The sequence below is a fragment of the Pseudomonas sp. St386 genome, from assembly GCF_018325865.1.
GTDB classification, from domain to species: Bacteria; Pseudomonadota; Gammaproteobacteria; order Pseudomonadales; family Pseudomonadaceae; genus Aquipseudomonas; species Aquipseudomonas brassicacearum.
In genome coordinates this window covers 3,341,901-3,363,547 of the sequence record NZ_AP021900.1, presented here as the reverse complement: position 1 = coordinate 3,363,547, position 21,647 = coordinate 3,341,901, and the positions used below count along the sequence as shown (strand labels likewise).

The window sequence follows — 21,647 nt, the reverse complement described above, 5'->3', positions numbered from 1 at the left end:
TCTTTCGCTTGGGACTCAAGTGTCCGGGGAAAGATCGCAGCCTCGTTGCACTCGACAGCTCCTACGCAGCTCTACGGGATTGCGATTGCCTTGCTTATTTGTGCTGATGCAACATGGTCTGGATCTGATGAGTCGCCTGCCGGGTGCTCTGTGCCAGCTTGCGCACTTCATCGGCCACCACCGAGAAACCGCGCCCGACATCTCCGGCCCTGGCCGCCTCAATCGCGGCGTTCAAGGCGAGCAGATTGGTCTGGTCGGCAATGCCCTTGATCACCCCCACCACCGTGGCAATCTGGGCGTAGGTCACCTGGTTCTGTTCGAGCATGCGCTGATGGGTGGACTGGGCCGAGCGCTCATCGCTGATATCCCGCACCGCACCAATGACCCGCACCAGTTGCCCATGCGAGTCACGTACCGCCCGACCGCGTTCGCGGCACCAGATGTAATCCCGGGTCTTGTGGCGCATCCGGTATTCGAAGACGTATTCACCGCTGCCCTGGGAGCCAAGGATTTCCCGGTCGAAAATGGCCATGATCTTGGGTAAGTCGTCCGGGTGGGTGATGCCGACCTGGGCATCCCAGCCGTCGGGCAAATCATCCGGCCCATACCCCAGCAGCGAACGGAACTGACTGGAAAAGCGCATGCCACTGGCCGGGTGCTGGAGGTCACCGTTGACGACCGTGATATCCCAGCAGCCTTCTGTCAGGGTCGACTGCAGCAACTCCCAGATCTGCGCATCCTGGCGTTGTTGCTGCAGCTGCTGGCTCAGTTCATCCAAGCGAATTTCAAGCACCTGCTCGCGCTCAAGGGTTTGCTCCAATTGCTGGCGAACCCTGTGCAACTCACGCTCGCTGTGCTGCCATTGCAGGGTTTGCGCCTGTACTTGTGCATCGACCTGATGCAGATGTGCAGTCGCGCTCGCCATCTGTCGTGCATGCTGATCAAGGACGGTGCGCAGTTGCGGATACGCGTCGAGCTGCGGCGTGTCCTCCGTTTCGCCGGTCAGCACGCGTTGCACTTGTGCAGTCAACGCCAGTTTCTGTTTGTTGGTCTGGAGAAACATCGCCCGCCCCTATGCCATCAAGTCGAAACCCGGATCTGATCGCAAACCGGCCAGGCTGGCTTGTCCCTGCCTGCACGGGGCCTTGCTCCTGGCTGCCAACCACCCAGGCTGGCAGCCACAGACATACGGCGCGGCAGGCACAGTCAAGCTGGACGGTCCTGCCGGGATTACCCTCGGGGCTTTCCCTATTCGTGATCAGGAAACCCTCATGAGCGATATTGCCCTGCTGCCTCAGGTCCAAGCCTTCCTCGGTAGACATCACGCCCTGTTCATCGACGGTGGCTACGTCGAAAGCCAGAGCAACCAGACACTGGACGTCGTCAACCCCGCCACCGGCCAAGTCATCGCCCAGGTCAGCGACGCCACTCCCGGCGACATTGATGCGGCGGTGGAGTCGTCCCGCCGCGGCTTCAAGCAGTGGTCCCAAACGGCACCCGCAGTCCGCGGCCATGTGCTGCTCAAGTTGGCAGACCTGCTGGAACGCAACCGCGAAGAGCTGGCGCAGATCGAGACCTGCCAGTCGGGGAAGATCATCCACATCTCCCGGGCCTTCGAAGTCGACCAGGCCGCCCATTTCCTGCGTTACTACGCTGGCTGGGCGACCAAGATCAACGGCGAGACGATCACCCCATCACTGCCCTCCTTCGCTGGCGAACGCTACACCGCATTCACCTTGCGCGAACCGGTCGGAGTAGTGGTCGGTATCGTGCCGTGGAATTTTTCCACCATGATCGCCATCTGGAAACTGGCCTCAGCCCTGGTGACCGGTTGCAGCATCATCATCAAGCCCAGCGAGTTCACCCCGCTGACCATCCTGCGCATCGCTGAACTGGCCATCGAGGCCGGCCTTCCAGCCGGTGCCCTGAATGTGTTGACCGGCGGCGGACAGGTGGGCAAAGGGCTGATCGAACATCCGGGCACTAACAAGGTCTCGTTCACAGGTTCCGTGCCCACCGGCCTGGCGGTGGGCCAAGCGGCCATGGGCGCCGGGTTGACCCGTGCAACCTTGGAACTGGGCGGGAAGAATGCGGCGGGGTTCCTGCGTGATATCGATCCCGAGGTAGCGGTCAACGGCATCATCGAGGCGGGCTTTCTGCATTCGGGACAGATCTGCGCTGCAGCGGAACGGTTCTTTGTCCATCGCTCGCAGATCGAGACGATCATGGACAAACTGGCCCAGCGCCTGAGCAAACTCAGCATCGGCTCGCCTCTGGACGAACGCACCGAGTTCGGCCCCGTGACCAACCGCCAGCACCAGCACAAACTCGCAGAATTCTTCGCCAAGGCCCGCGCACAGAACAACACCATCGTCCACGGCGGCAAGCTGATCGATGGACCGGGTTGCTATGTGGAGCCGACCATCATCCTCGCCAATCGCCGCGACGACAGCCTGCTCAACGAAGAAACCTTCGGCCCGATCGCCACGTTCTTTCCTTACGACAGTGAAGAGGAACTGCTGGAGCTGATGAACGACACCCCCTACGGCCTGAGCGCCAGCCTCTGGACCAACGACCTGGGCAAAGCCCTGCGCATGGTCCCCGCCATCGAAGCAGGCACGGTCTGGGTGAACATGCACACCCTGCTCGACCCGGCGGTGCCTTTTGGCGGCAGCAAATCTTCAGGGATAGGCCGTGAATTCGGCAGTGCATTCATTGATGACTACACCGAGCTGAAATCGGTGATGATCCGCTACTGACCTTCAAGGGCTCAGGGACAACCCCAGAGCCCTATCCAGCAAAAAATCCCCTTGTGGGAGCGAGCTTGCTCGCGATAACGGACTATCAGCCAACCATGATGCTGGAGCTGGCACCGCCATCGCGAGCAAGCTCGCTCCCACGGTTTCACCGCCGGCAGGCGTTGACCGGTGGGACTCGGCCGCGCCAGGGTTGGGCGCGTTCAAGTTGAGCGGCCAAGGCCAGCAAGGTGCTTTCCTCGCCAAAGCGACCGGCAAAATGCGCCCCCATCGGCAGGCCATTGGCGCTCCAGGACAACGGCACCGACATCGCCGGCTGACCGCTGGCATTGAACAACGCAGTGAACGGCGCATAGCTGTGGTAGCGCTCAAGCAGTTGATCCAGGCTCATGCACACATCCTGCAGATCCAGTTCGCCAATCGGCACCGGTTCACGGGTCAGGACCGGGGTCAGGATCACGTCGTAATCCTGCATGAACACCGCCAACTGCCGGCCGAGGGCATGAATCCATTCCACCGCCGCGACATATTGGGCGCCGCTGACGTTGCCCTTGTCCCGCAAGATGATCCGGGTACGCACCTCCAGTTCTTCGGCCTGCACGGCGGACCCACGCATCTGGCCCAGCAAATCGACATAGCGACGGGTGCTTGCACCAATAATACTGAACACGTGGTCGAGAAACTCCAGCAACCCCACCGGCAGGCTCACCGGTTCGACACGGTGCCCCAAGGACTCGCACAGCCGCGCGGCCTCGCCCACCGCCTGAAGGCTCTGGGGTGACGTAGGCCAGGGCTCGAGTTGCTCGACCAGGGCAATGCGCAGCGGCTTGGGATCAGCCTGCACCGCCATCACATACGGCAACGCCTGGATCGGCGCGGCGTACGGCGCGCCCAGGTCCATTCCGGCGGTGGCATCCAGCAGCGCCGCACTGTCGCGCACCGACAAGGTGATCGCATGAGGCGTACCCATCCCGGCCCAGCCCTCGCCCATTATCGGCCCCGACGGCATCAGGCCACGGCTGGGCTTGAACCCGAACACGCCACAGCAAGACGCCGGCACGCGCAATGAACCGCCACCGTCGTTGCCGTGGGCAAACGGCACGACGCGGGCCGCCACCAGTGCCGCCGCACCACCGCTGGAGCCACCGGCGCTGTGGTCGGTGCTCCAGGGGTTGCGGGTGGCGCCGAAGCGCACGGATTCGGTGGTGTACGAGGTGCCGAACTCCGGAGAAGTACTGGTGCCCATCACCTGGCACCCGGCACGCCGCAACCGCGCCACGACTTCCGATTCAAAATCCGCACGACAGTCGCCCAGCGCCCGCGAACCGTTAGTCATCGCCGCGCCATCGACCGGTGAAAACAGGTCTTTGATCAAGGTCGGCACGCCGGCCAGCAGGCCTTGTCCGGCTTGAGGCTTGCGCGCCGCCTCCCGGGCCGAATCGTACAAGCGCTCGGCCACCGCATTGAGCTGCGGCTCGACCCGCTCCAGGCGCTCGATGGCCGTCTCCAGCAGTTCGCCGGGCTGAACCTCGCCACGCCTGACCCACTCGGCCAGCGCCGTGGCGTCTTCAGTGTCCATCAAGTGGTGGATGTCTTGCATACCCATGTCTCAGGTTCCTTATGTCATGACGATTGATGTGATCCGAGAGTGCTTGCCTGCCCCTGGCCCCGTGCTCGCAGGCCGGCAACGACCCAGAGCAGCGCCAAGGCGAGACTGGCCAGGGCCAGCCACTGGATGGCGTGACGCAGGTCACCGGCGAAGACAACCACCGAGGCCACCACCAGCGGACTGACGAACTGGCCGATATACAGGCACGAGGTAAACCCGCCCAAACCGCGGCCACGGGTGCTTGCGGTCAAGGCATTCATCACTGGCGCCATCACATTGGGTACCAGTAGCCCGGCCCCCAGGCCCTGGATGAACACCGCCACCAGCACGGCGTTGTAGCTCTGCCCGCGCATCAGCAGCCACAGTCCCAGGCCCATCAGGCCGAGCAACAGCGCGTTGCAACCAGCGATGCCGAAGCGACGACGCAGCAACGGCCACATCAGCGAACCGCCCAAGGTCGCCAACAGGCTCAATCCCGCAGCCAGGCCGATCATCGTGCTGGAGGTGATACCCAGGCTGACCAATAGCATCGGCGCCTGGATCGGCATGATGAACGTCAGGACCATGCCGCCCAGGATCATCAGGTAGCCAACCAACAGCTGCAGCACGGCGACCTTGGCCGGTCCCGGCTCATCGATGCGCTGCTCGACCCTCTGTAGCTTCGCCACCGGCGGTTCCCAGAGCACTTTCATCATCGCTGGCACCAGCAGCAATGGCAGCAAATACAGGAGGAACGGCGTGCGCCACGAATGCTCGCCGAGCACCCCGCCCACCACGAAAAACAGTGCCCCCACCAGGCCGATGGTCACCACCTGCCGGTTGACGTAGCGCAACCGCTCCTCGCCCTGCCAATAGTCCGCGATCAAGGTTGCGCAGCAGGTCATCACCGCCGCCTCCGTGCAACCGAACAACAGCCGCGCACCGACAATCGACGGCAGGCTATCGAGCAGCGCCGGCAGCGCGCCGAGCAAGGCATAGAGCACCGTGGCAATCACCAGCAAGGCCTTGCGCCCGACGCGGTCGGCCAACCAGCCAGCCAACGGTGCGCACACGGCAATCGCCAAGGCCGGGCCGGTAATCGCCAACGGCACCAATAGATCGGCGCGCGGTTCCATGGGCCCAAATTCGGCGCCCAACCTGGGCAGGATGGGCGTGACCATCACCGCCCCCATGATCGTCAGGCTGCTGCCCAGCATCAGCACCAGCCCTTCACGCCAACTGGCCTGGCGGGACGGGCTGGCCGCCGTTGAAACGGAACTTGATTGGTTCATGGCGAGCCCCTTTTAGAAACTTTGAGAAATACGCAGCGCCGCGGTGTAGCCCTCGGCGCGGTTCCGCGCATCGAGCTCCTTGTAGACGTGCAGCCACACCGGAGGTATGCCGGGCTTGAAGTAGCTCACTGCCGGCCCGACCGCCAACACCCGGGCGCGATTGCCCGCTTCCAGGCCCGGCGCATCGTCATCGGTGAATTGCCGGTAGTAATAGCCGCCCACACCCACGGTCCACGGGCCAACGTGTTGGCCCACGGCGAATTCGTGGCGGTACTCGACGCCATTCTTGTAGTCGGTGGCGTGGTTGCGGGTGTTGATGTCGGCTTCGAAACTGGAAGACACCTCGAAACCGCTGTCGGAGATGTAGGTAGCGTTGAGGATCGGCGAGAAGGTCCAGTGGTTGACGCCCGGCGAGATCAAGCGATTCTTGTCGTAGTCGCCTGTGGGGGTCTGGATCTGGAGCTGGGCGTTGACGAACAGGTTCGGCGACAGGGTCCATTGCAGGATCACCGGCAACACCTGGATATCAGCCAGGCGAAACGGATCGGCCGCAAGGTCCAGCGGGCCGACAGGCGTCTGCACCTGTACCGAGGCATCCATCTGGAAAAACGGCACGACGGCGCCGAAGCCATACTTGGCGCCCAGCACGGTGTAATCGGTCATGCGCATGTAGGCGACGGCGATGGACAACACATCCAGGGATAAATTGTTGTCCACGGACTTGCCGTGGCGATCTTTCTGCACGTTGGCCGAATAGAACGCGGTGCGCAGGCCGACGGTGCCAAAGGGCGTGGCCGGCGGCATCATGCCCGCACCGAAATCGTAGACCCCGACCGCCGTGGTCGGCGCGCCGTTTTCGGTGCCATGGGCAGCGCCACAAACAGCAATCAACCCCAGGCTTAACCAGATACCGCGCAAGACGTTGGTTTTATAATTTTTCTGATACATCGAATGCCCCTCCAACCAAGTGGTGTTGGGGTCATCCTAGGGAGCCGGCCGGTCAGCCGTTATCCGTTTTCAGCACAGATGCGTGCGACGCAGGGTTTGTGAAGGGGTCTCGCCGAACAGCACCCGATAGTCGCTGGAAAACCGGCTCAAATGCCAGAAGCCCCAGCGTGCCGCCACCTCCTGTACACCCCGGGCATGGCCGCCGCTGCGCAATTCACGACGCACGGCATTGAGGCGCAACGCCCGCAAATAGGCCACGGGGTTGATACCCAGCGTCTCCTGGAAGCAATACTGCAGTTTTCGTCGGCTGGCACCAATGTGGTTGCACAGGTCGAGGATCGACAGCGGCTCATCGACATGGGTCAAGGCGTACTCCCGGGCGCGGTCGACCATGCGCTTGCGTGCCGTGGGGGTGAGCGGCGGTGCCTCATCCGGTGCCACCAGTTCCAGTATGTGCAGCATCACCGTGTCACGCAGGCCACGGCGAATCGATTCGTAACCCAGCAATGAATCACGCCCCTGCCCGCCGCCTTCAAGTTCATCGAACAACGCCGCAAGCTCGGCGGGCAGCGTCGAGTTGCCGAGACGGTAACACTTGGGAAGATCAGTAATTCGAAAGCGACTGCCCTGTCGTTCCAGCACATGCTCCAACGCCTGCTCTTCGATGGCGACACTGAGCAGATCGAGATGCTGGGGCGTGCGCAGCTCGGGCAGGTTCTGGCCACGGGCGACCATCAGGCTGGGCTCGATGATCGGGTGCCCGGAGCAAAAGACCGGTCCATCGGCACTCAGTGGCACGCTGAAGGTGATGGCCCCCTCCCAGGCCATGCCTTGCTTGGCCAGTGCCTGATTAGAGCGGTCGCGCACCAGTTGCATCCAGTCCGAGCGGAACTCGACCAACTCGCCTTCGAAGCGTCCGGGGGTCAACTGGTCATAGCAAACCTGCCAGCCGCCCATGTTACGGGCGTGCTCATCGATGTCTGCGGTACGGAACCGATTGATCGGCAGCGGCGGCAACAGGTCCGACGAGATCGCTGGCTGCGCCATGTTGGAGTTGTTCATTGACCCGACCTTTGAGGATTCCAGGGCTTACAGGTCAAAGGTCAGGCAAGTTCCATTCCGCCACGTGGGCCGGTCGGGCAATTGTGCCGAAAACGGATAATCGACCAGGGTTCAGCTGCCTGCGCCGGCATGGGTCTCTTCAAAGAAATAGTCCTTCCAGTGGCGCGCCGAACATCCGTCAGGCGCTGATCGATCGTGTCGATCTGTTGGAAGGGTTGCGTGAGGCCGCCGTCAAGGCCTGGCGCACCGCATTGGTGTGCAGCGGAGCCTTCCTGAGCTCTATCTGCGAGTCGGCCTGCTCGGCCACGAACGTGCTGCAACGGTCGCGCAACCAGCGTTCTCCCGGGTCATTGTGCGAGGCGCCACGCCAGACCATGGACAGTTCCTGCTCGGGCAAGCATATCGGCGCCGGCTCGGCCCGCAAACCTGTCCCTACCGCCATCGCCCGCGCCACGTAATCCGGCACGATGGCGATCATGTCGCTCTGGGCCAGCAACACGGGCAAGGCGCTGAACTGAGGCACTGTCAGCACCACCCGGCGTTGCCGGTTCATCAGGCATAAGGCGCGGTCCGAGTCATCGATGACATTGCCCATGGATGAGACCACCGCATGGGGTCGGCGGCAGAATTCGTCCAAGGTCAATTCGCCGGGCTGCGCATCGGCCCGCAACAGCATCGGTCGAATCGAACGCAGGGCCTTGCGTCGGGCATTGGCCGGCAACTCCAAGGTGTGGCTGATCCCCAGTGAAATGTCCCCACAGGCCAGCAACTGGGACATCTGCCATTGATCGACCCGACGCACCACCAAGGTCGTGCCCGGTGCCTCGACTCGCAGGCGCCGCAACAGATCCGGCAACAATGCGTACTCGACGTCGTCAGAGAGCCCGATATGAAAGGTCGCCTCGCTGGTGCCCGGGTCGAATGCCTGACAGCGACTCAAGGCCGCGGCAATGCCGTCCAGCGCTGGAGACAGATTGGAAAATATCTCCTGCGCCCGGGAGGTCGGTTCCATCAACCGGCCTGCACGAATGAACAACGGGTCATCGAACATCAGCCGCAAGCGCGCCAGGGCACTGCTGATCGTTGGCTGACCGAGAAAAAGTTTTTCGCTCACGCGAGTGACATTTCGCTCGTGCATCATGGTTTCGAAGACAACCAGCAGATTGATGTCAGCACGACGCAGGTCATTTCTGTTCATCATGATAGCCGTCCCAGGCGCCAGGCCATTGAATCAGGAGAGGACAGGATCATCGCTTGAGCCCTCATCAAGGCGCAGCAGCGATGGGATGGTTGAAAGACTATTCCCGTGACAGGCCGATGTCTGTCGTACGTAGGGACACCCGACTCATGCCTTAGGCAGGCTCACTGATACTTCGGTATGCCGGACGATCCTGCAGAATCGTCTGCGGCCCTCGGTAAAAGTTCATACCCAGGTATACTTGGCGGGGTTATTGGACGGCGTATCTTACAGTGATAGCGGCGCCTTTACGGCAACCTGCTATCACCACCAGGTATCGAAATGTCCCACACTGCGATTATTTCAATTATTGATGATGATGAATCGGTTCGAGTTGCATTGGATGGTTTGTTACGTTCCCACGGCCATCACGTTAAAACTTATGCCAGTGCCATCGACTTTCTGGCGTCACCCGGATCTGAAAACACAGCCTGCCTGATATCGGATATCCAGATGCCGGGAATGACCGGCATTCAGATGTACGATGAACTGTCTGCCCGGGGCATTCATATCCCGGTCATTTTTATTACCGGCCACCCCAGCGCGCCGCCAAAAACAAGGGCGTACGCGGTGGAGCCGGTGGCGTTTTTTCCAAAGCCGTTCAACTGTGCCGAACTGATCGCTTGTCTTGAATCGGTCCTCAATCGGCCGACGTGATGCCTCAATGCCGATCTCCTGGCCTTAATACCTTCGTATAGATCCGTCATACCCAGACATATCACCACTGACCTTACGTAGAAGTGTCGAATATTGCGCTGACGCATACGATCTTCTACAGCGAACCAAAGTTGAACGTGCTTGATGTTCAATCATTGAGCCACACACTTTTGGGTACTTCGCGCCACGGTCACGCTGAACAGTTTAATTCATTCAACGTATCGATTTTGTCTTCGGGAGCAAATCATGAAACAGCAAATTCTGGTTATTGGTGCTGGTTTCGGCGGAGTATGGAGCGCACTGAGCGCGGCCCGCCTGCTGGACCAGCATGATCGAAATGACGTGCAGATTACTGTCCTGGCGCCCCAGGCGGAATTGCGCATCCGGCCTCGTTTCTATGAGCCGGACGTCCACACCATGATGGCTCCGCTGGACGGACTGTTCGATGCAGTGGGCGTGAAGTTCGTACAGGGCTCGGCGAGCAGTATCGATGTCGAGGGCAAACGGGTCGGCTACGTGGACGTGTTCGGTACCCAGGGCAGCCTGGGTTACGACCGATTGGTCCTGGCGGCGGGCAGCAAGCTGTTTCGCCCCGATCTCAAAGGCATGCTCGAACATGCCTTCGACGTCGATGAGATCGAACAGGCAACGCGCCTCGAAGCCCACATCAAGTCCCTCAAAAACCTGCCGGACAGTCCAGCCCGCAACACCGTGGTGGTGGCCGGCGGCGGCTTCACCGGCATCGAAACCGCCACCGAAATGCCGACCCGCCTGCGGGCCGTCCTGGGTGAGGACGCGAACATCCGGGTCATCGTGGTGGATCGCGCGCCGCAGATCGGCGCGTCGTTGGGCGACGGCATTCGCCCCTCCGTGATCGAAGCGTCCGATCACCTGGGCATCGAGTGGATCCTCAATGCTTCGGTCGATTCGGTGGATGCCGGCGGTGTCACCCTGTCGAACGGCCAGCGTATCGAGTCCAATACCGTGATCTGGACCGTGGGTTTCCGCGCCCACCCGCTGACCCAGCAAGTGCCAGGCACCCGCGATCACCAAGGCCGCCTGCACGTCGACGGCCATCTGAAAGTGTTGGGACAAAACGACATATTCGCCACCGGTGACGTGGCCTATGCCGCCACCGACACACTGGGCAATTACGCGGCGATGTCTTGCCAGCACGCCATATCCCTGGGGCGCTACGCCGGCAACAACGTCGCGGCCGACCTGCTGGGTGTGGCGCCGATGCCCTACAGCCAACCCAAGTACGTGACCTGCCTGGACCTGGGCGCCTGGGGTGCGGTGTATACCGAAGGTTGGGATCGCCAACTCAAGCTGGTCGGGCAGGAAGCCAAGGATCTCAAGGCCCAGATCAACAGTGTGTGGATCTACCCGCCCGCCGCCGACCGCGCGGCGGCCCTGGCGGCGGCTGACCCGTTGATTCCGGTGGCCTGACCCTTGCGCCCTATCCCGGCCAGTCTCTCCTTTCTGCGCCGGTCTTTCCCAGACGCCTGCCAATGATTCTTCGGCGGGCGTTTTTTTGGGCTGGCTTCTCCCCAAGCCAGTCTGAATATCGTCACTGCCCAGCAAAATCCGTATCAATGCCCACCCCCGGCCCACTGAGCACAAGGTAAGGTAGGCAGAAACCATCCGGATCGAGGTGTGCCGTGGCGTCCTATTCCTTGCGTCAGCTGAAGTACTTTGTCACCACCGTTGAATGTGGCAGCGTCGCTGAGGCATCCCGCAAGCTGTACATCGCCCAGCCATCGATTGCCACCGCCATCAAGGGGCTGGAGGACAGCTTCGGCGTGCAATTGCTCATCCGTCATCACGCCCAGGGCGTATCGTTGACGCCCGGCGGCGCGCGCTTCTATCGCAAGGCCCAGGAACTGTTGCGCATGGCCCGGGAGTTCGAGCAGAACGCCCTGGCCGATAACGATGTGGTCAGCGGGCAAATCGACATCGGCTGCTTCGAAACCGTCGCCCCGCTCTACCTGCCGCGCCTGATCGCGGGCTTTCGCCAGCGCTTCCCGGGGTGGAGATCCGCGTGCAGGACGGCGAGCAACAGGAACTGGTGCAAGGTTTGACGGGGGACGTTTCGACCTGGCGATTTTCTATGAGCACGACCTCGACAGCACCATCGAGACCGAGGCGTTGACGGCACCGCAACGGCCCTATGCGTTATTGCCGGCTGGGCATCGCTTCGCCGATCAGGCCCAGGTCTCGCTGCGTGACCTGGCGCTGGAACCGATGATCCTGCTGGACGTACAGCCCAGCCGGACCTATTTCGTGAGCATCTTCGAGGAGCTGGGCCTGACGCCCAACATTGTCTTCAGCTCGCCGTCCATCGAGATGGTCCGTGGCATGGTCGGCCAGTCTTTCGGTTTTGCCGTGCTGGTGACCCGCCCGCACTCCACCTGCACCTACGATGGGCAACACCTGGTGTGCGTCGACATCGCCGAGGACGTGACCGGTTCGGCCTTGGTGGCGGGTTGGCTCAAACGCACCCACCTGACCAAACCGGCCCAGTTGTTCGTGGATTACTGCAAGGAACAGTTCAGGCAATGGCTGGCCTGAACCCTGTGGCGAGGAAGCGTTGATCGTCCCCATGCTCTGCGTGGGAATGCATCCCGTGACGCTCTGCGTCACCCTCCAGAAGCGGAACGCGGAGCGTCCCTGGCGACGTTCCCACGCAGGAGCGTGGGAACGATCGGTCCATGGTGAGGAGGCGGTTCGGTGCCTAGCGAGCCGCCCAGGCGTTGAAGCGTTGTTCCAGCTCCTCGCCGTGGTCGACCCAGAACTCCGCATCCACGGCTTGCGCTTCAGCCAGGTTGGCCTCGGCGGTTGGCAACTGCTCCTGTACCGCCGTCGGCAACAGCGCCAGCGTCTTGCGGTGCACCGGCCCATAAGGGATGTTCTCCGAAAACACCTTCTGGGTCTGCGGCTGGCTGGCAAAGGCAATGAACTGCTCGGCCAGGGCCTTGTTCGGCGTGCCCTTGACCACCGCCCAATACTCCGGGTCGTACAGGCTCTGCGGCCAGACAATGCTCAGTTTCATGCCTTCCTTTTGCGCCGACGCGATGCGCCCGTTATAGGCGGCGCTCATCGCCACGTCTCCCGCCACCAACCATTGCGCCGGTTGGGCGCCGGCTTCCCACCATTGGATATTCGGCTTGATCTGATCCAGCTTGGCGAAGGCCCGGGACACGCCCTCCGGCGTGTTCAACACCTTGTACAAGTCCTGCGACTTGACCCCATCGGCCAGCAAGGCGATCTCCAAGGTGTACTTGGCCCCTTTGCGCAGCCCGCGCTTGCCCGGGTACTGGGCAACGTTCCAGAAGTCCGCCCAGGAGCTGGGCGCCTTGGCGAGCTTGCTCTGATCATAGGCCAGGACCATCGACCAGACGTAGGTGGCGACGCCACACTCATTGAGTGCGCCGGGCACATAGTTGGCCGGGTCGCCCAGGCCGGCCAGGTCAAGCTTCTCGAACAAGCCTTCCTCACAGCCTCGCAGCAACTCGGGGCTTTCCACTTCGACCACGTCCCAACTGGTGTGACCGGCCGCGACCATGGCTTTGATCTTCGACAGCTCACCGTTGTATTCGCCGGCCACGATGCTTCCTGCACCGCTGGCGTTGAAGGGTTGGAAGTAGGCCTTGTCCTGGGCCTGCTTGGTGGCGCCGCCAAAGGAAATCACGGTCAAGCTCTGGGGCGCGGCCATGACGCTGGAACTCAACAACGCCAACGCACACGCAATATTGCAACGCAAGGATCTGGACATGAAGCGGTTCCTCGAAAATGCCGGCTCGCCCGCACGAGCCGGCGACGGGACTCAAGGGTGGCCGTAAGCGCGGGCGGAGTGATCTACAGCAATAAGGCTCTTGTCGGCCCATTCGTTGAGGTCGGCACAACTGGCCGCCAGGATTTTCCTGATGTTGAAATCGTTCACTTTGGCCGCCTCGTGGTCACGGACCATTGGGTTCAGCGAGATAGCTCGCCAACCGATCCATCAAGCGATCGCAGGCGGCCATTTGTTCAACGCTCACGTATTCGTCGGGCTTGTGCCCCTGGTCCATGCTGCCGGGGCCACAGACCACCGTTGGCACGCCAGCCTGGTGAAACAGGCCGCCTTCGGTGCCGAAAGCAACGGTGCTGAAAGCGTCGCTGCCGCACAGTCGCGCAACCAGTTGTGCAGCAGCGCTGTCAGGCGAGGTCGCCAGGCCCGGATAGGCGGACAGTGGTTCAAAACCAATCGCCGTATCGCCCGCCACCGCCTGCATCGCTGGCAGCAGTTCCTGTTCGGCAAAGTCCTGCAATTGCTCGGCCACCACCTGGGGATTGAAATCCGGCAAGGCGCGCACTTCGAAATCGAAACGGCAATCGGCCGGGACAATGTTCAGCGCCGTGCCGCCGTGGATCACCCCGACCTGCACCGTGGAAAACGGTGGATCGAAGCGCGGGTCATGCCGTGATGGTTCGGCCAGCTGTGCACCGATCTCGCCCAAGCGCCCCATCAGGCGCGCCGCCTGCTCGATGGCGTTGACCCCGTAAGGTGCATAGGCCGAATGACAGGCCGCCCCTCGGACATGACAACGCATCGCCAGCTTGCCTTTGTGCCCCAGCACCGGTTGCAGTCGGGTGGGTTCGCCAATCAGGCACAGCGCTGGTTGGGGAATTCGCCGAACCAACACGTCCAACAGGCTGTGAACGCCCAGGCAACCCACCTCTTCGTCATAGGAAAACGCCAGGTGCAGCGGTCGACGAAGCGCGCTGGCGAGGAACATCGGCACCGCTGCCAGCACCGATGCCAGATACCCCTTCATGTCCGCCGTACCACGCCCGAACCATTTGCCGTCCCGCTCGGTCAGGCAGAACGGATCGACCGTCCAGGCCTGCCCATCCACCGGCACCACGTCGGTATGCCCGGACAACACCACGCCACCGGGCACCGCTGGGCCAATGCTCGCCAGCAAGTTGGCCTTGGTTCGCTCGGCGTTGTAGATCAGCTCGCTATCCACGCCCAGCCCTTGCAAGTAATCGCGCACGAACTCGATCAAGGCCAGGTTCGACTCGCGACTGACCGTGGCAAAGCCCACCAGTTCGGCAAGCAGGGCGCGACTGCGCAGCTCACTCATCGCCCGGCACTCCATAACTGGGCGCCAGCGTCGGGTTGAGCGCGCGGGTCAGGTAATCCTGCAATTGCGGCTGATAGGCGAGCCAAAGCTTTTCCAGTTCGCCGATGGGGTTTTCCTCAGCCCAGTCCACCCGCAGATCGACGATGGGCCAGGTCAGGTCATCGACCACCGACAGCGCCGCCGAATGCACCGCCCCGGCCTCCCCGCCTGCCGCCTGTCCAGCCTGCAACGCGCTCACCAAACGTGCTGCAAGACAGCCGGCGCTATGCTCGAAGGCCGCGACCATGGCCTCGATCACCGCACCGTTGGCCAACAGATTCCCAGCCGCCACGCATTGCTCACCGGCCACGGCGTTGTGGGTGCCCAAGGTATGCTCGCCACTGAAAATCGCCGTGCGCCCCTCGGCATCGATCACCGCCACCTGGCGATACTGGCTGTAGCCATTGCGTGCCAGGGTCCGCTCCAGCGCCGCTTGGGCCACCAGGCCGCCGGCCAGTTCGTCAAGAATCTGCGGCCCCAGGGCCGGCAGGGTAATGTTCTGGCTCGACACCGCGCCGACGCCCGCGCGCAACCAGGGGCAACGGGCGCCGACGGCAATGCTTGAGGAACTGATGGCGATGCCCAACTGGCCGGTTTCGGCACAGCGTCCAGCGATGGAAAAAGTCATGCTCCGCTCCTTATTCAGGGATCACCGCGATCACGTCGATTTCCATCAGCCACTGCGGCTGGCCCAGGGCACTGACCACCAACCCGGTGGAGATCGGAAACACGCCCTTGAGCCACTTGCCGACCTCTTGGTACACCGGCTCGCGGTAACGCGGGTCGATCAGGTAAGTGGTGGTCTTGACGATGTGGCTCAGGTCGCTGCCGGCCTCTTCCAACAGTTGCTTGACGTTGCGCATGGCCTGCTCGGCCTGGGCGCGAGGATCGCCCAGGCCCACCAGTTGACCGTTGAAATCAGTGCCAACCTGGCCGCGCACATAGACGGTGTTGCCGGCGCGCACGGCCTGGCACAGGTCGTTGTCCAGCGTCTGGTTCGGGTAGGTGTCCTTGGTGTTGAACATGCGAATACGTGTATGAGTAGGCATCAACGGACTCCCGTGAGACTGGTTTTCGAACGATACGAATCGCTGTCGCGCGCAGGGGCCTGGCGCTGGGCAGCATCTTGATAGGCGAGGTAAATGCGTTGCTTCACGATGTGATCGGCAATGTGCCGGGCGTCATGCCAGACGCCCCAGATGAACGCCGAGCCTCGTCGCGACAACCAGGGCAAGCCGACGAAATACAGGCCCGGTTCGCTGGAAACGCCGCGCTGATGCCGAGGCTTGCCGTTGGCCCCGAGGGCGTCGACCTTCAGCCAGCTGTAGTCCACCGAATAGCCGGTGGCCCAGATGACGCTGGCCACCCCGGCGGCGACCAGGTCCAGCTCCAGGATCGGCTGGGTCAGGCATTGCGGGTCGGGCAACTGGTCGCGGGCTTGAGGTTCGAGCGGCAGGTCCAAGCCATTGCGGGCAATGTAGGCGTCAGCGGCATCCAGCAGCGCCAGATAGTTCTCGTCGCCACGGGCGATGTTTTCGGCAAGATTCGGCTCAAAGCACACCACGCTGCCGTTGAACGATTTCGTCAGCCCCACCAGGGTGATGCCCTCGTGGGCCAGCCGGCGAAAATCCACGGTATGACCGCCACGGGCACCGCTCACCGCAATGGTGACGTGCTCCTTGCCGGGCTTGACCGCTTCCGCATCCCACTCGCCCAACACACCTAGCCACCAGCAGAAATCGCGGTTGCGATAGGCCCTCGGCGGACGATCGTGGGCACCCACCGAGAGATAGACCTGCTTGCCGGCGCGCTGCAGCTCATCGGCGATCTGCACCCCCGACGACCCGGCGCCCACCACCAACACCGCCCCCTCGGGCAATTGCCGGGGATTGCGGTACTGGGCCGAGTGCAGCTGGGTAACCGTCGCCATATCCGGCGCAATTGGTGGAATCACCGGCTGCTGAAAGGGCCCAGTGGCGACGACGACATGGATCGCCTCGATCAAGCCTTCGGAGGTTTCAATGGTGAAGCCTGGGCGACCGACATTGCGCTCGACTTTCCTGACGTCCACGCCGGTACGGATCGGCGCGTTGAACTTGCTGGCATAGGCTTCGAAATAATCGGCCACCTGGTCCTTTGTCGCGAAGTCATCTGGACCGAGCCCGTCGAATTCCAACCCCGGAAAGCGGTCATGCCAGGCCGGCCCGTTGGCCACCAGCGAATCCCAGCGTGATGTGCGCCAGGCTTCGGCAATGCGGCTTCGCTCCACCACCAGATGCGGCACGCCTTGCCGGCTCAAGTGCTCACTCATGGCTATGCCGGCCTGGCCGGCGCCTATAACAAGCGTATCGATGCGTAGGGTTTCAACGGGCATGTCTGTGCACTTCCGGCAGTAGGTTTGGTTCAGGCCGGCATAGCGCCGCCTCGGGTTCTGATTTTTTTGTTCTGCGCTTGCAGCTATCGAGATCAGATGTCGAGGCGATTGTGTTGGCGGGGGGAGATTTGCGAAACGAGGGTTTTTATCGTTGCTGGGAAGGAAAAAAATGGGCTATTGCGTGATGATCGTTCCCACATTGGTTCTGCGTGAGAACGATCGATCGCGTTAACTAGTTCACTGCATCCGCGCCGGAAACGCTTTGAGTTCCAGTTTCTCCATCACCAACCCGATGAACGCCGAAACCGCCAGCGGCAACTGCCGCCGGCTCGGATAGAGCACATTCAGGCCGAAGCCGATGCGCCGGTATTGCGGCAGCACACGCACCAGCCTTCCGGCTTCCAGATCGAGGCTGCTCAGCGCCCCCGGCAACACGGCGATGCCCAGGCCCGCGACGGTCGCCCTGCGCAACGCCTGGGCGGTGTTGGCGTGGAATCGGCTGGCGATCTGCACCTGTTCCTCGATGCCGTCCGGGCCAACGAATCGCCAATGGGCCATGCCGCCGGGTTGGCCGAAACTCACGCCGACGTGGTGAGCCAGGTCCTGCAACGAAAGCGGCGTGCCGCGCGCGGCAATGTACGCGGGACTGGCAACCATGCCGTCGCCGTCGTTCTTGAGCAATTGACGACCGACATACCCCGAGTCCTGCAAGGGACCGCCGCGAAAGGCAACGTCGATGCGGTCGGCAATCAGATCGACCCGGGCATCGCTGAGCACGAAATCAAGTTGCACTCGCGGATGTGCGGCTAAAAAGTCGGCCACCCATTCCATCGGGAAGAAATCGAAAAAATCCGCCATCGCCGCGATGCGCACCAGGCCGCTGGGCTCCTCGCTGCCCATCATCAGTTCCTGTCCGGCATCCATCAGGCCGTCCACCGCATCCACGCAGCGTTCATAAAATCCCTGGCCCGCATGGGTCAGCGTGAGTTTGCGGGTCGAGCGCTGCAAAAGACGCGATTCCAGTTGCGCCTCCAACTGCTGGACCCGTCGGCTGACGGTATTGGAAGGCATCCCCAGGCGCCTGGCAGCTTCGGCGAAGCTGCCGCTGCGGACCACCTGGACGAACAGCGCAACATCGTTGAGATCGAGCATGGCGCGCACATTCCTTCGTTTCATGGATGAGTTCAATCCGATTGTATCGGCTAATCAATCCATTGGCAGGCACTTATCCTTCTCGCATCGAGGCCCAACGCCCAAGACTTGGAGGCAACCCATGAACAGCACCGTCGCAGCACCGCCGCGCGCCATCGTCCACCGCACCTCCGGCAGCAGCCATGGGCCGATCACCCGGCTCATGAGCCCCGGCGACCTGGGCCAGCTCTGCAAGCCATTCGTGTTTCTCGATCACTTCGCCTTCAACGCCGATGCCATGCAAAGAGGTTTCGGCATGCACCCTCATTCCGGGATCGCCACGCTGACCTACATGATCGAGGGACAAGTGATCTACGAAGACACCACGGGCCAGTCAGGCACGCTGCCCAGCGGCGGCATGGAGTGGATGCAAGCCGGTAACGGCGTGTGGCACACCGCCTGGCCGGTCGCAGGTTCGCCAATCCAAGGCTTCCAGCTCTGGGTTGCGCTGCCGGCGGCGGAAGAAAATGCCCCGGCCAGCAGCGTCTACCTGGCCCCCTCCGAGATCCCCCGTGAAGGTCCGGCGCTGGTATTGCTCGGCCAATACGGCGCGGCCCGCAGCAGCGTCGCGGCGCCAGCGGGCATGAATTACCTCGCCGTGCAGTTGCAGGACAACGAGCACTGGCGCTACACGCCACCGGCCGGGCACACCGTCGCCTGGCTGGCGGTCAACGACGGCAGTCTCGATGCTGGCGGCCACGTCAATGCTGGAGAAATGGTGGTATTCGAAGCGTCCGGAGAGGCCATCGACATCGTTGCCCGAGGCGCGACCTCCTTCGTACTCGGTTCGGCGGTCAAGCATCCCCACGACCTGGTGATGGGCTACTACTCGGTGCACACCAGCGAGGCCGCCCTGGAAAAAGGCGAGAAAGAAATCCAGCGCATCGGCGCCCTTTTGCAACAAGAGGGTCGGTTGGCCTGACCGACCCTCGACTCAACCCCTAATTCCTACCCGATCCCTTAGAGGTGAATCATGACTGACATCGGTCTCGATCTTCTGTTGTCCCGCACTCAAGTCGGCAAGCTGTCCCTGAACAACCGCATGATAATGGCACCGATGACCCGCAGCCGCGCGGGCGCTGGCGATGCAGCCACGCCCCTGATGGCCGAGTACTACAGCCAACGGGCCAGCGCCGGCCTGATCATCAGCGAAGGCTCCCAGGTGTCGGCCCAGGGCAAGGGTTACCTGAGAACGCCAGGGATCTTTACTCCTGAGCAGATCACCGGCTGGAAACAGGTGACCGACGCGGTCCATGCCGAGGGCGGGCAGATCTTCTTGCAGCTCTGGCACGTGGGCCGTCTTTCCCATCCATTGGTGCAGGTCAACGGCGCCCAACCCGTAGCCCCCTCGGCAATCAAGGCCGATGGCGAGATCTACACCCCCGAAGGGCTCAAGCCCTATGAACTGCCACGGGCCCTGGCGCTCGATGAAATCCCCGGCGTGGTCACCGACTTCCGCCAGGCCGCGGCCAACGCGAAGCTGGCCGGCTTTGACGGTGTGGAGATTCATGGCGCCAACGGCTACTTGATCGACCAGTTCCTGCGTGACGGCACCAACCAACGTACCGATGCCTACGGCGGCTCGATCGAGAACCGCGCGCGCTTCCTCAAGGAAGTGGTCGAGTCGGTGATCGAAGTCTTCGGCGCCAGCCGTGTCGGCGTTCGCCTGTCGCCGATCTTCAGCTACTTCTCGATGAGCGACAGCAACCCGCAGGCGACTTTCGACTACACGGCCAGAATGCTCAGCCGCTACGGCCTGGCTTACCTGCACATCGTGGAATTGGGCGAAGGCCCGTTCGACTTCCTGGAACTCAAGCGTCGCTTCGGTGGGACGTACATTGCCAATGGCGGCTACAGCGCCGAACGCGCCGCCACTGCTATCAGCCGTGGAGAAGCTGACCTGGTGGCATTCGGCACGCCGTTTTTGGCAAACCCGGACCTGGTGGAACGTTTCAAACGAGGCCAGGCGCTGAACACCCCTGATGCATCGACGTTCTACCAGGGCGACGAGCGCGGTTATACCGACTATCCGACCCTGACCGAGGCCTGAGGCCCAGCGTCCAGCGCGCGTCTCGCTATGCATTATACAAAACAGCGAAATTACTTGTACAAAACACTTTAATTTGTACAAGGCGTGCAGTAGGCTTCTGAAAACTTGTACAGGAATTATTTCCTGTACAACAATCGGAGCCTATGCATGTCCGTCTACCTCCAGCGTTTCGCCCACGCTTTCGCCGAGCTGGACGCCAGTCGCCTGGCTGAGCTCGATGAGCTCTACAGCGCCGACATACAGTTCCAAGACCCTCTGCACCGGATCGAAGGCCTGTCGGCCCTGCGCACTTACTTTGCCCAGTTGTACGCCAACGTCAGCAACCTGCGCTATGACTTCCACGCCTTCGATGAAGTCGGTGCCGGAGAGGGCTATCTGCGCTGGACCCTGCATTTCAGTCATCCTCGCCTGGCGCAAGGAGCACCCATCGCGCTGCAAGGCTGCAGCTATCTGCGTTGGAATGATCGAGTCTACCTGCACCAAGACTTTTTCGACGCAGGCGCCCTGCTCTACGAACATCTGCCGCTGTTTGGATCGGTGATTCGCTGGCTCAAGCGGAGGTTGGCATGAGCCGTGTCTGGCTGACCGGCGCCAGCAGCGGCATTGGCGCGGCATTGGCGGCAGTCCTTCTGGAACAGGGGCATCACCTGGCTGTGAGTGCGCGCCGGACCCACCCCCTGGAGACGTTGGCCACACGCTATCAAGACCAGATATTGGTGCTACCGGGCGACCTGACCGACCCGCACCAGGTCGCCACGATCTGCCAGCAGATTGACCTTCATTGGGGGGCGCTCGACCTGGTAATCCTCAATGCCGGCACCTGCGAATACCTGGAGCCGGACCACTTCGACACCCGCCTGGTCGAACGACTCATCAACACCAACCTGCTGGGTACTTGCCATTGCCTGGAGGCCGCCCTGCCCTTGCTGCGCCGGGGCCAGCGTCCACATCTGGTGGCGGTGAGCAGTGCGGTCACCTGGCTGGCCCTGCCTCGCGCCGGCGCCTACGGTGCGTCCAAAGCCGCGTTGCGTTATCTGATCGAATCCTTGCGCATCGACCTGGCCGCCGAGGGTATCGATGTCACCCTGGTCAGTCCCGGCTTCGTCGACACGCCACTGACCCGACGCAACGACTTCCCCATGCCCATGCGCTGGTCGGCGCAACGAGCGGCCCGCCATATCGCGCGACGCCTGCCGGCGCGCCCGCTAGACATTGCGTTTCCGTGGTCCTTCACGCTGGTCCTGCGCCTGCTCGGGCATTTGCCTGCCCGCTGGCGTCTGGCCCTTGGCCAACGCCTGGCACGCCCTTCCAAGGAGTCATGAAG

At 62.2% G+C, this 21,647-nt stretch carries 19 protein-coding genes and 1 pseudogene; 8 read left to right on the top strand and 12 right to left on the bottom strand.

The features are described 5' to 3' along the window. Positions 1–94 precede the first annotated feature (94 nt). Positions 95–1,063, bottom strand: a complete 969-nt coding sequence (locus KI235_RS30620; protein WP_028237005.1) for a methyl-accepting chemotaxis protein — start codon at positions 1,061–1,063, stop codon at positions 95–97. Positions 1,064–1,271: 208 nt separating this feature from the next. Between KI235_RS30620 and KI235_RS14725 the strand changes: the two genes are divergently transcribed. Next, complete coding sequence (locus tag KI235_RS14725) at positions 1,272–2,759, top strand: aldehyde dehydrogenase family protein (protein ID WP_212795841.1); 1,488 nt, start codon at positions 1,272–1,274, stop codon at positions 2,757–2,759. A gap of 145 nt (positions 2,760–2,904) precedes the next feature. Here KI235_RS14725 and KI235_RS14720 read toward each other — a convergent pair whose 3' ends face one another. The 5 genes from KI235_RS14720 to KI235_RS14700 form a co-directional block, all read right to left on the bottom strand. Next, entirely contained in the window at positions 2,905–4,362 is a 1,458-nt protein-coding gene (locus tag KI235_RS14720) for an amidase family protein (protein WP_003201576.1), read from the bottom strand. Positions 4,363–4,379: 17 nt separating this feature from the next. Continuing rightward, the gene (locus KI235_RS14715; protein ID WP_212795840.1) at positions 4,380–5,636 is read right to left on the bottom strand and encodes an MFS transporter; all 1,257 of its coding nucleotides are present in this window, start codon (positions 5,634–5,636) and stop codon (positions 4,380–4,382) included. 12 nt (positions 5,637–5,648) lie between these two features. Further along, on the bottom strand, positions 5,649–6,584 hold the full coding sequence (locus KI235_RS14710; protein WP_043042264.1) for a transporter: 936 nt from the start codon (positions 6,582–6,584) through the stop codon (positions 5,649–5,651). A 69-nt stretch (positions 6,585–6,653) separates the two neighbouring features. Continuing rightward, a complete protein-coding gene (locus tag KI235_RS14705; protein ID WP_100264337.1) occupies positions 6,654–7,646 on the bottom strand; it encodes a helix-turn-helix domain-containing protein in 993 nt (330 codons plus the stop codon). Between the two features lie 178 nt (positions 7,647–7,824). After that, positions 7,825–8,847 carry a LysR family transcriptional regulator gene (locus KI235_RS14700; RefSeq protein WP_280527342.1) on the bottom strand — a complete coding sequence of 341 codons (1,023 nt, stop codon included), beginning with the start codon at positions 8,845–8,847 and terminating at the stop codon, positions 7,825–7,827. Positions 8,848–9,165: 318 nt separating this feature from the next. Here KI235_RS14700 and KI235_RS14695 point away from each other — a divergent pair, with 318 nt between their 5' ends. From KI235_RS14695 to KI235_RS14685, 3 genes and pseudogenes are all read left to right on the top strand, one after another. Next, entirely contained in the window at positions 9,166–9,540 is a 375-nt protein-coding gene (locus tag KI235_RS14695; RefSeq protein ID WP_003201566.1) for a response regulator, read from the top strand. A gap of 246 nt (positions 9,541–9,786) precedes the next feature. Beyond that, positions 9,787–10,989, top strand: a complete 1,203-nt coding sequence (locus tag KI235_RS14690) for an NAD(P)/FAD-dependent oxidoreductase (protein WP_013693284.1) — start codon at positions 9,787–9,789, stop codon at positions 10,987–10,989. Positions 10,990–11,201: 212 nt separating this feature from the next. Beyond that, positions 11,202–12,111, top strand: a pseudogene (locus tag KI235_RS14685) (LysR substrate-binding domain-containing protein). 163 nt (positions 12,112–12,274) lie between these two features. On the opposite strand, the gene KI235_RS14680 reads toward KI235_RS14685, so the two are convergent. The 6 genes from KI235_RS14680 to KI235_RS14655 form a co-directional block, all read right to left on the bottom strand. After that, positions 12,275–13,315, bottom strand: a complete 1,041-nt coding sequence (locus KI235_RS14680; RefSeq protein WP_003201560.1) for an ABC transporter substrate-binding protein — start codon at positions 13,313–13,315, stop codon at positions 12,275–12,277. Positions 13,316–13,499: 184 nt separating this feature from the next. Beyond that, entirely contained in the window at positions 13,500–14,669 is a 1,170-nt protein-coding gene (gene argE, locus KI235_RS14675) for an acetylornithine deacetylase (RefSeq protein ID WP_028237009.1), read from the bottom strand. After that, positions 14,662–15,336, bottom strand: coding sequence for a DUF1028 domain-containing protein (locus tag KI235_RS14670; protein WP_003201557.1), 675 nt, complete (start codon positions 15,334–15,336; stop codon positions 14,662–14,664). Before KI235_RS14670 ends, argE begins: the two co-directional genes overlap by 8 nt. A gap of 10 nt (positions 15,337–15,346) precedes the next feature. Then, positions 15,347–15,757, bottom strand: a complete 411-nt coding sequence (locus KI235_RS14665) for a RidA family protein (protein WP_003201555.1) — start codon at positions 15,755–15,757, stop codon at positions 15,347–15,349. Then, entirely contained in the window at positions 15,757–17,082 is a 1,326-nt protein-coding gene (locus KI235_RS14660) for an NAD(P)/FAD-dependent oxidoreductase (RefSeq protein ID WP_003201549.1), read from the bottom strand. Before KI235_RS14660 ends, KI235_RS14665 begins: the two co-directional genes overlap by 1 nt. A 237-nt stretch (positions 17,083–17,319) precedes the next feature. Beyond that, positions 17,320–18,234, bottom strand: coding sequence for a LysR family transcriptional regulator (locus tag KI235_RS14655; protein ID WP_212795870.1), 915 nt, complete (start codon positions 18,232–18,234; stop codon positions 17,320–17,322). A gap of 121 nt (positions 18,235–18,355) precedes the next feature. Between KI235_RS14655 and KI235_RS14650 the strand changes: the two genes are divergently transcribed. The 4 genes from KI235_RS14650 to KI235_RS14635 all read left to right on the top strand — a co-directional run bounded on the left by KI235_RS14650 (position 18,356) and on the right by KI235_RS14635 (position 21,645). Then, on the top strand, positions 18,356–19,195 hold the full coding sequence (locus KI235_RS14650; protein ID WP_039011885.1) for a pirin family protein: 840 nt from the start codon (positions 18,356–18,358) through the stop codon (positions 19,193–19,195). Positions 19,196–19,246: 51 nt separating this feature from the next. Further along, a complete protein-coding gene (locus tag KI235_RS14645; protein ID WP_212795839.1) occupies positions 19,247–20,323 on the top strand; it encodes an alkene reductase in 1,077 nt (358 codons plus the stop codon). A gap of 147 nt (positions 20,324–20,470) precedes the next feature. Then, on the top strand, positions 20,471–20,893 hold the full coding sequence (locus KI235_RS14640; RefSeq protein ID WP_003201541.1) for a nuclear transport factor 2 family protein: 423 nt from the start codon (positions 20,471–20,473) through the stop codon (positions 20,891–20,893). After that, positions 20,890–21,645, top strand: coding sequence for an SDR family NAD(P)-dependent oxidoreductase (locus KI235_RS14635; protein ID WP_003201538.1), 756 nt, complete (start codon positions 20,890–20,892; stop codon positions 21,643–21,645). Before KI235_RS14640 ends, KI235_RS14635 begins: the two co-directional genes overlap by 4 nt. Positions 21,646–21,647 lie beyond the last annotated feature (2 nt).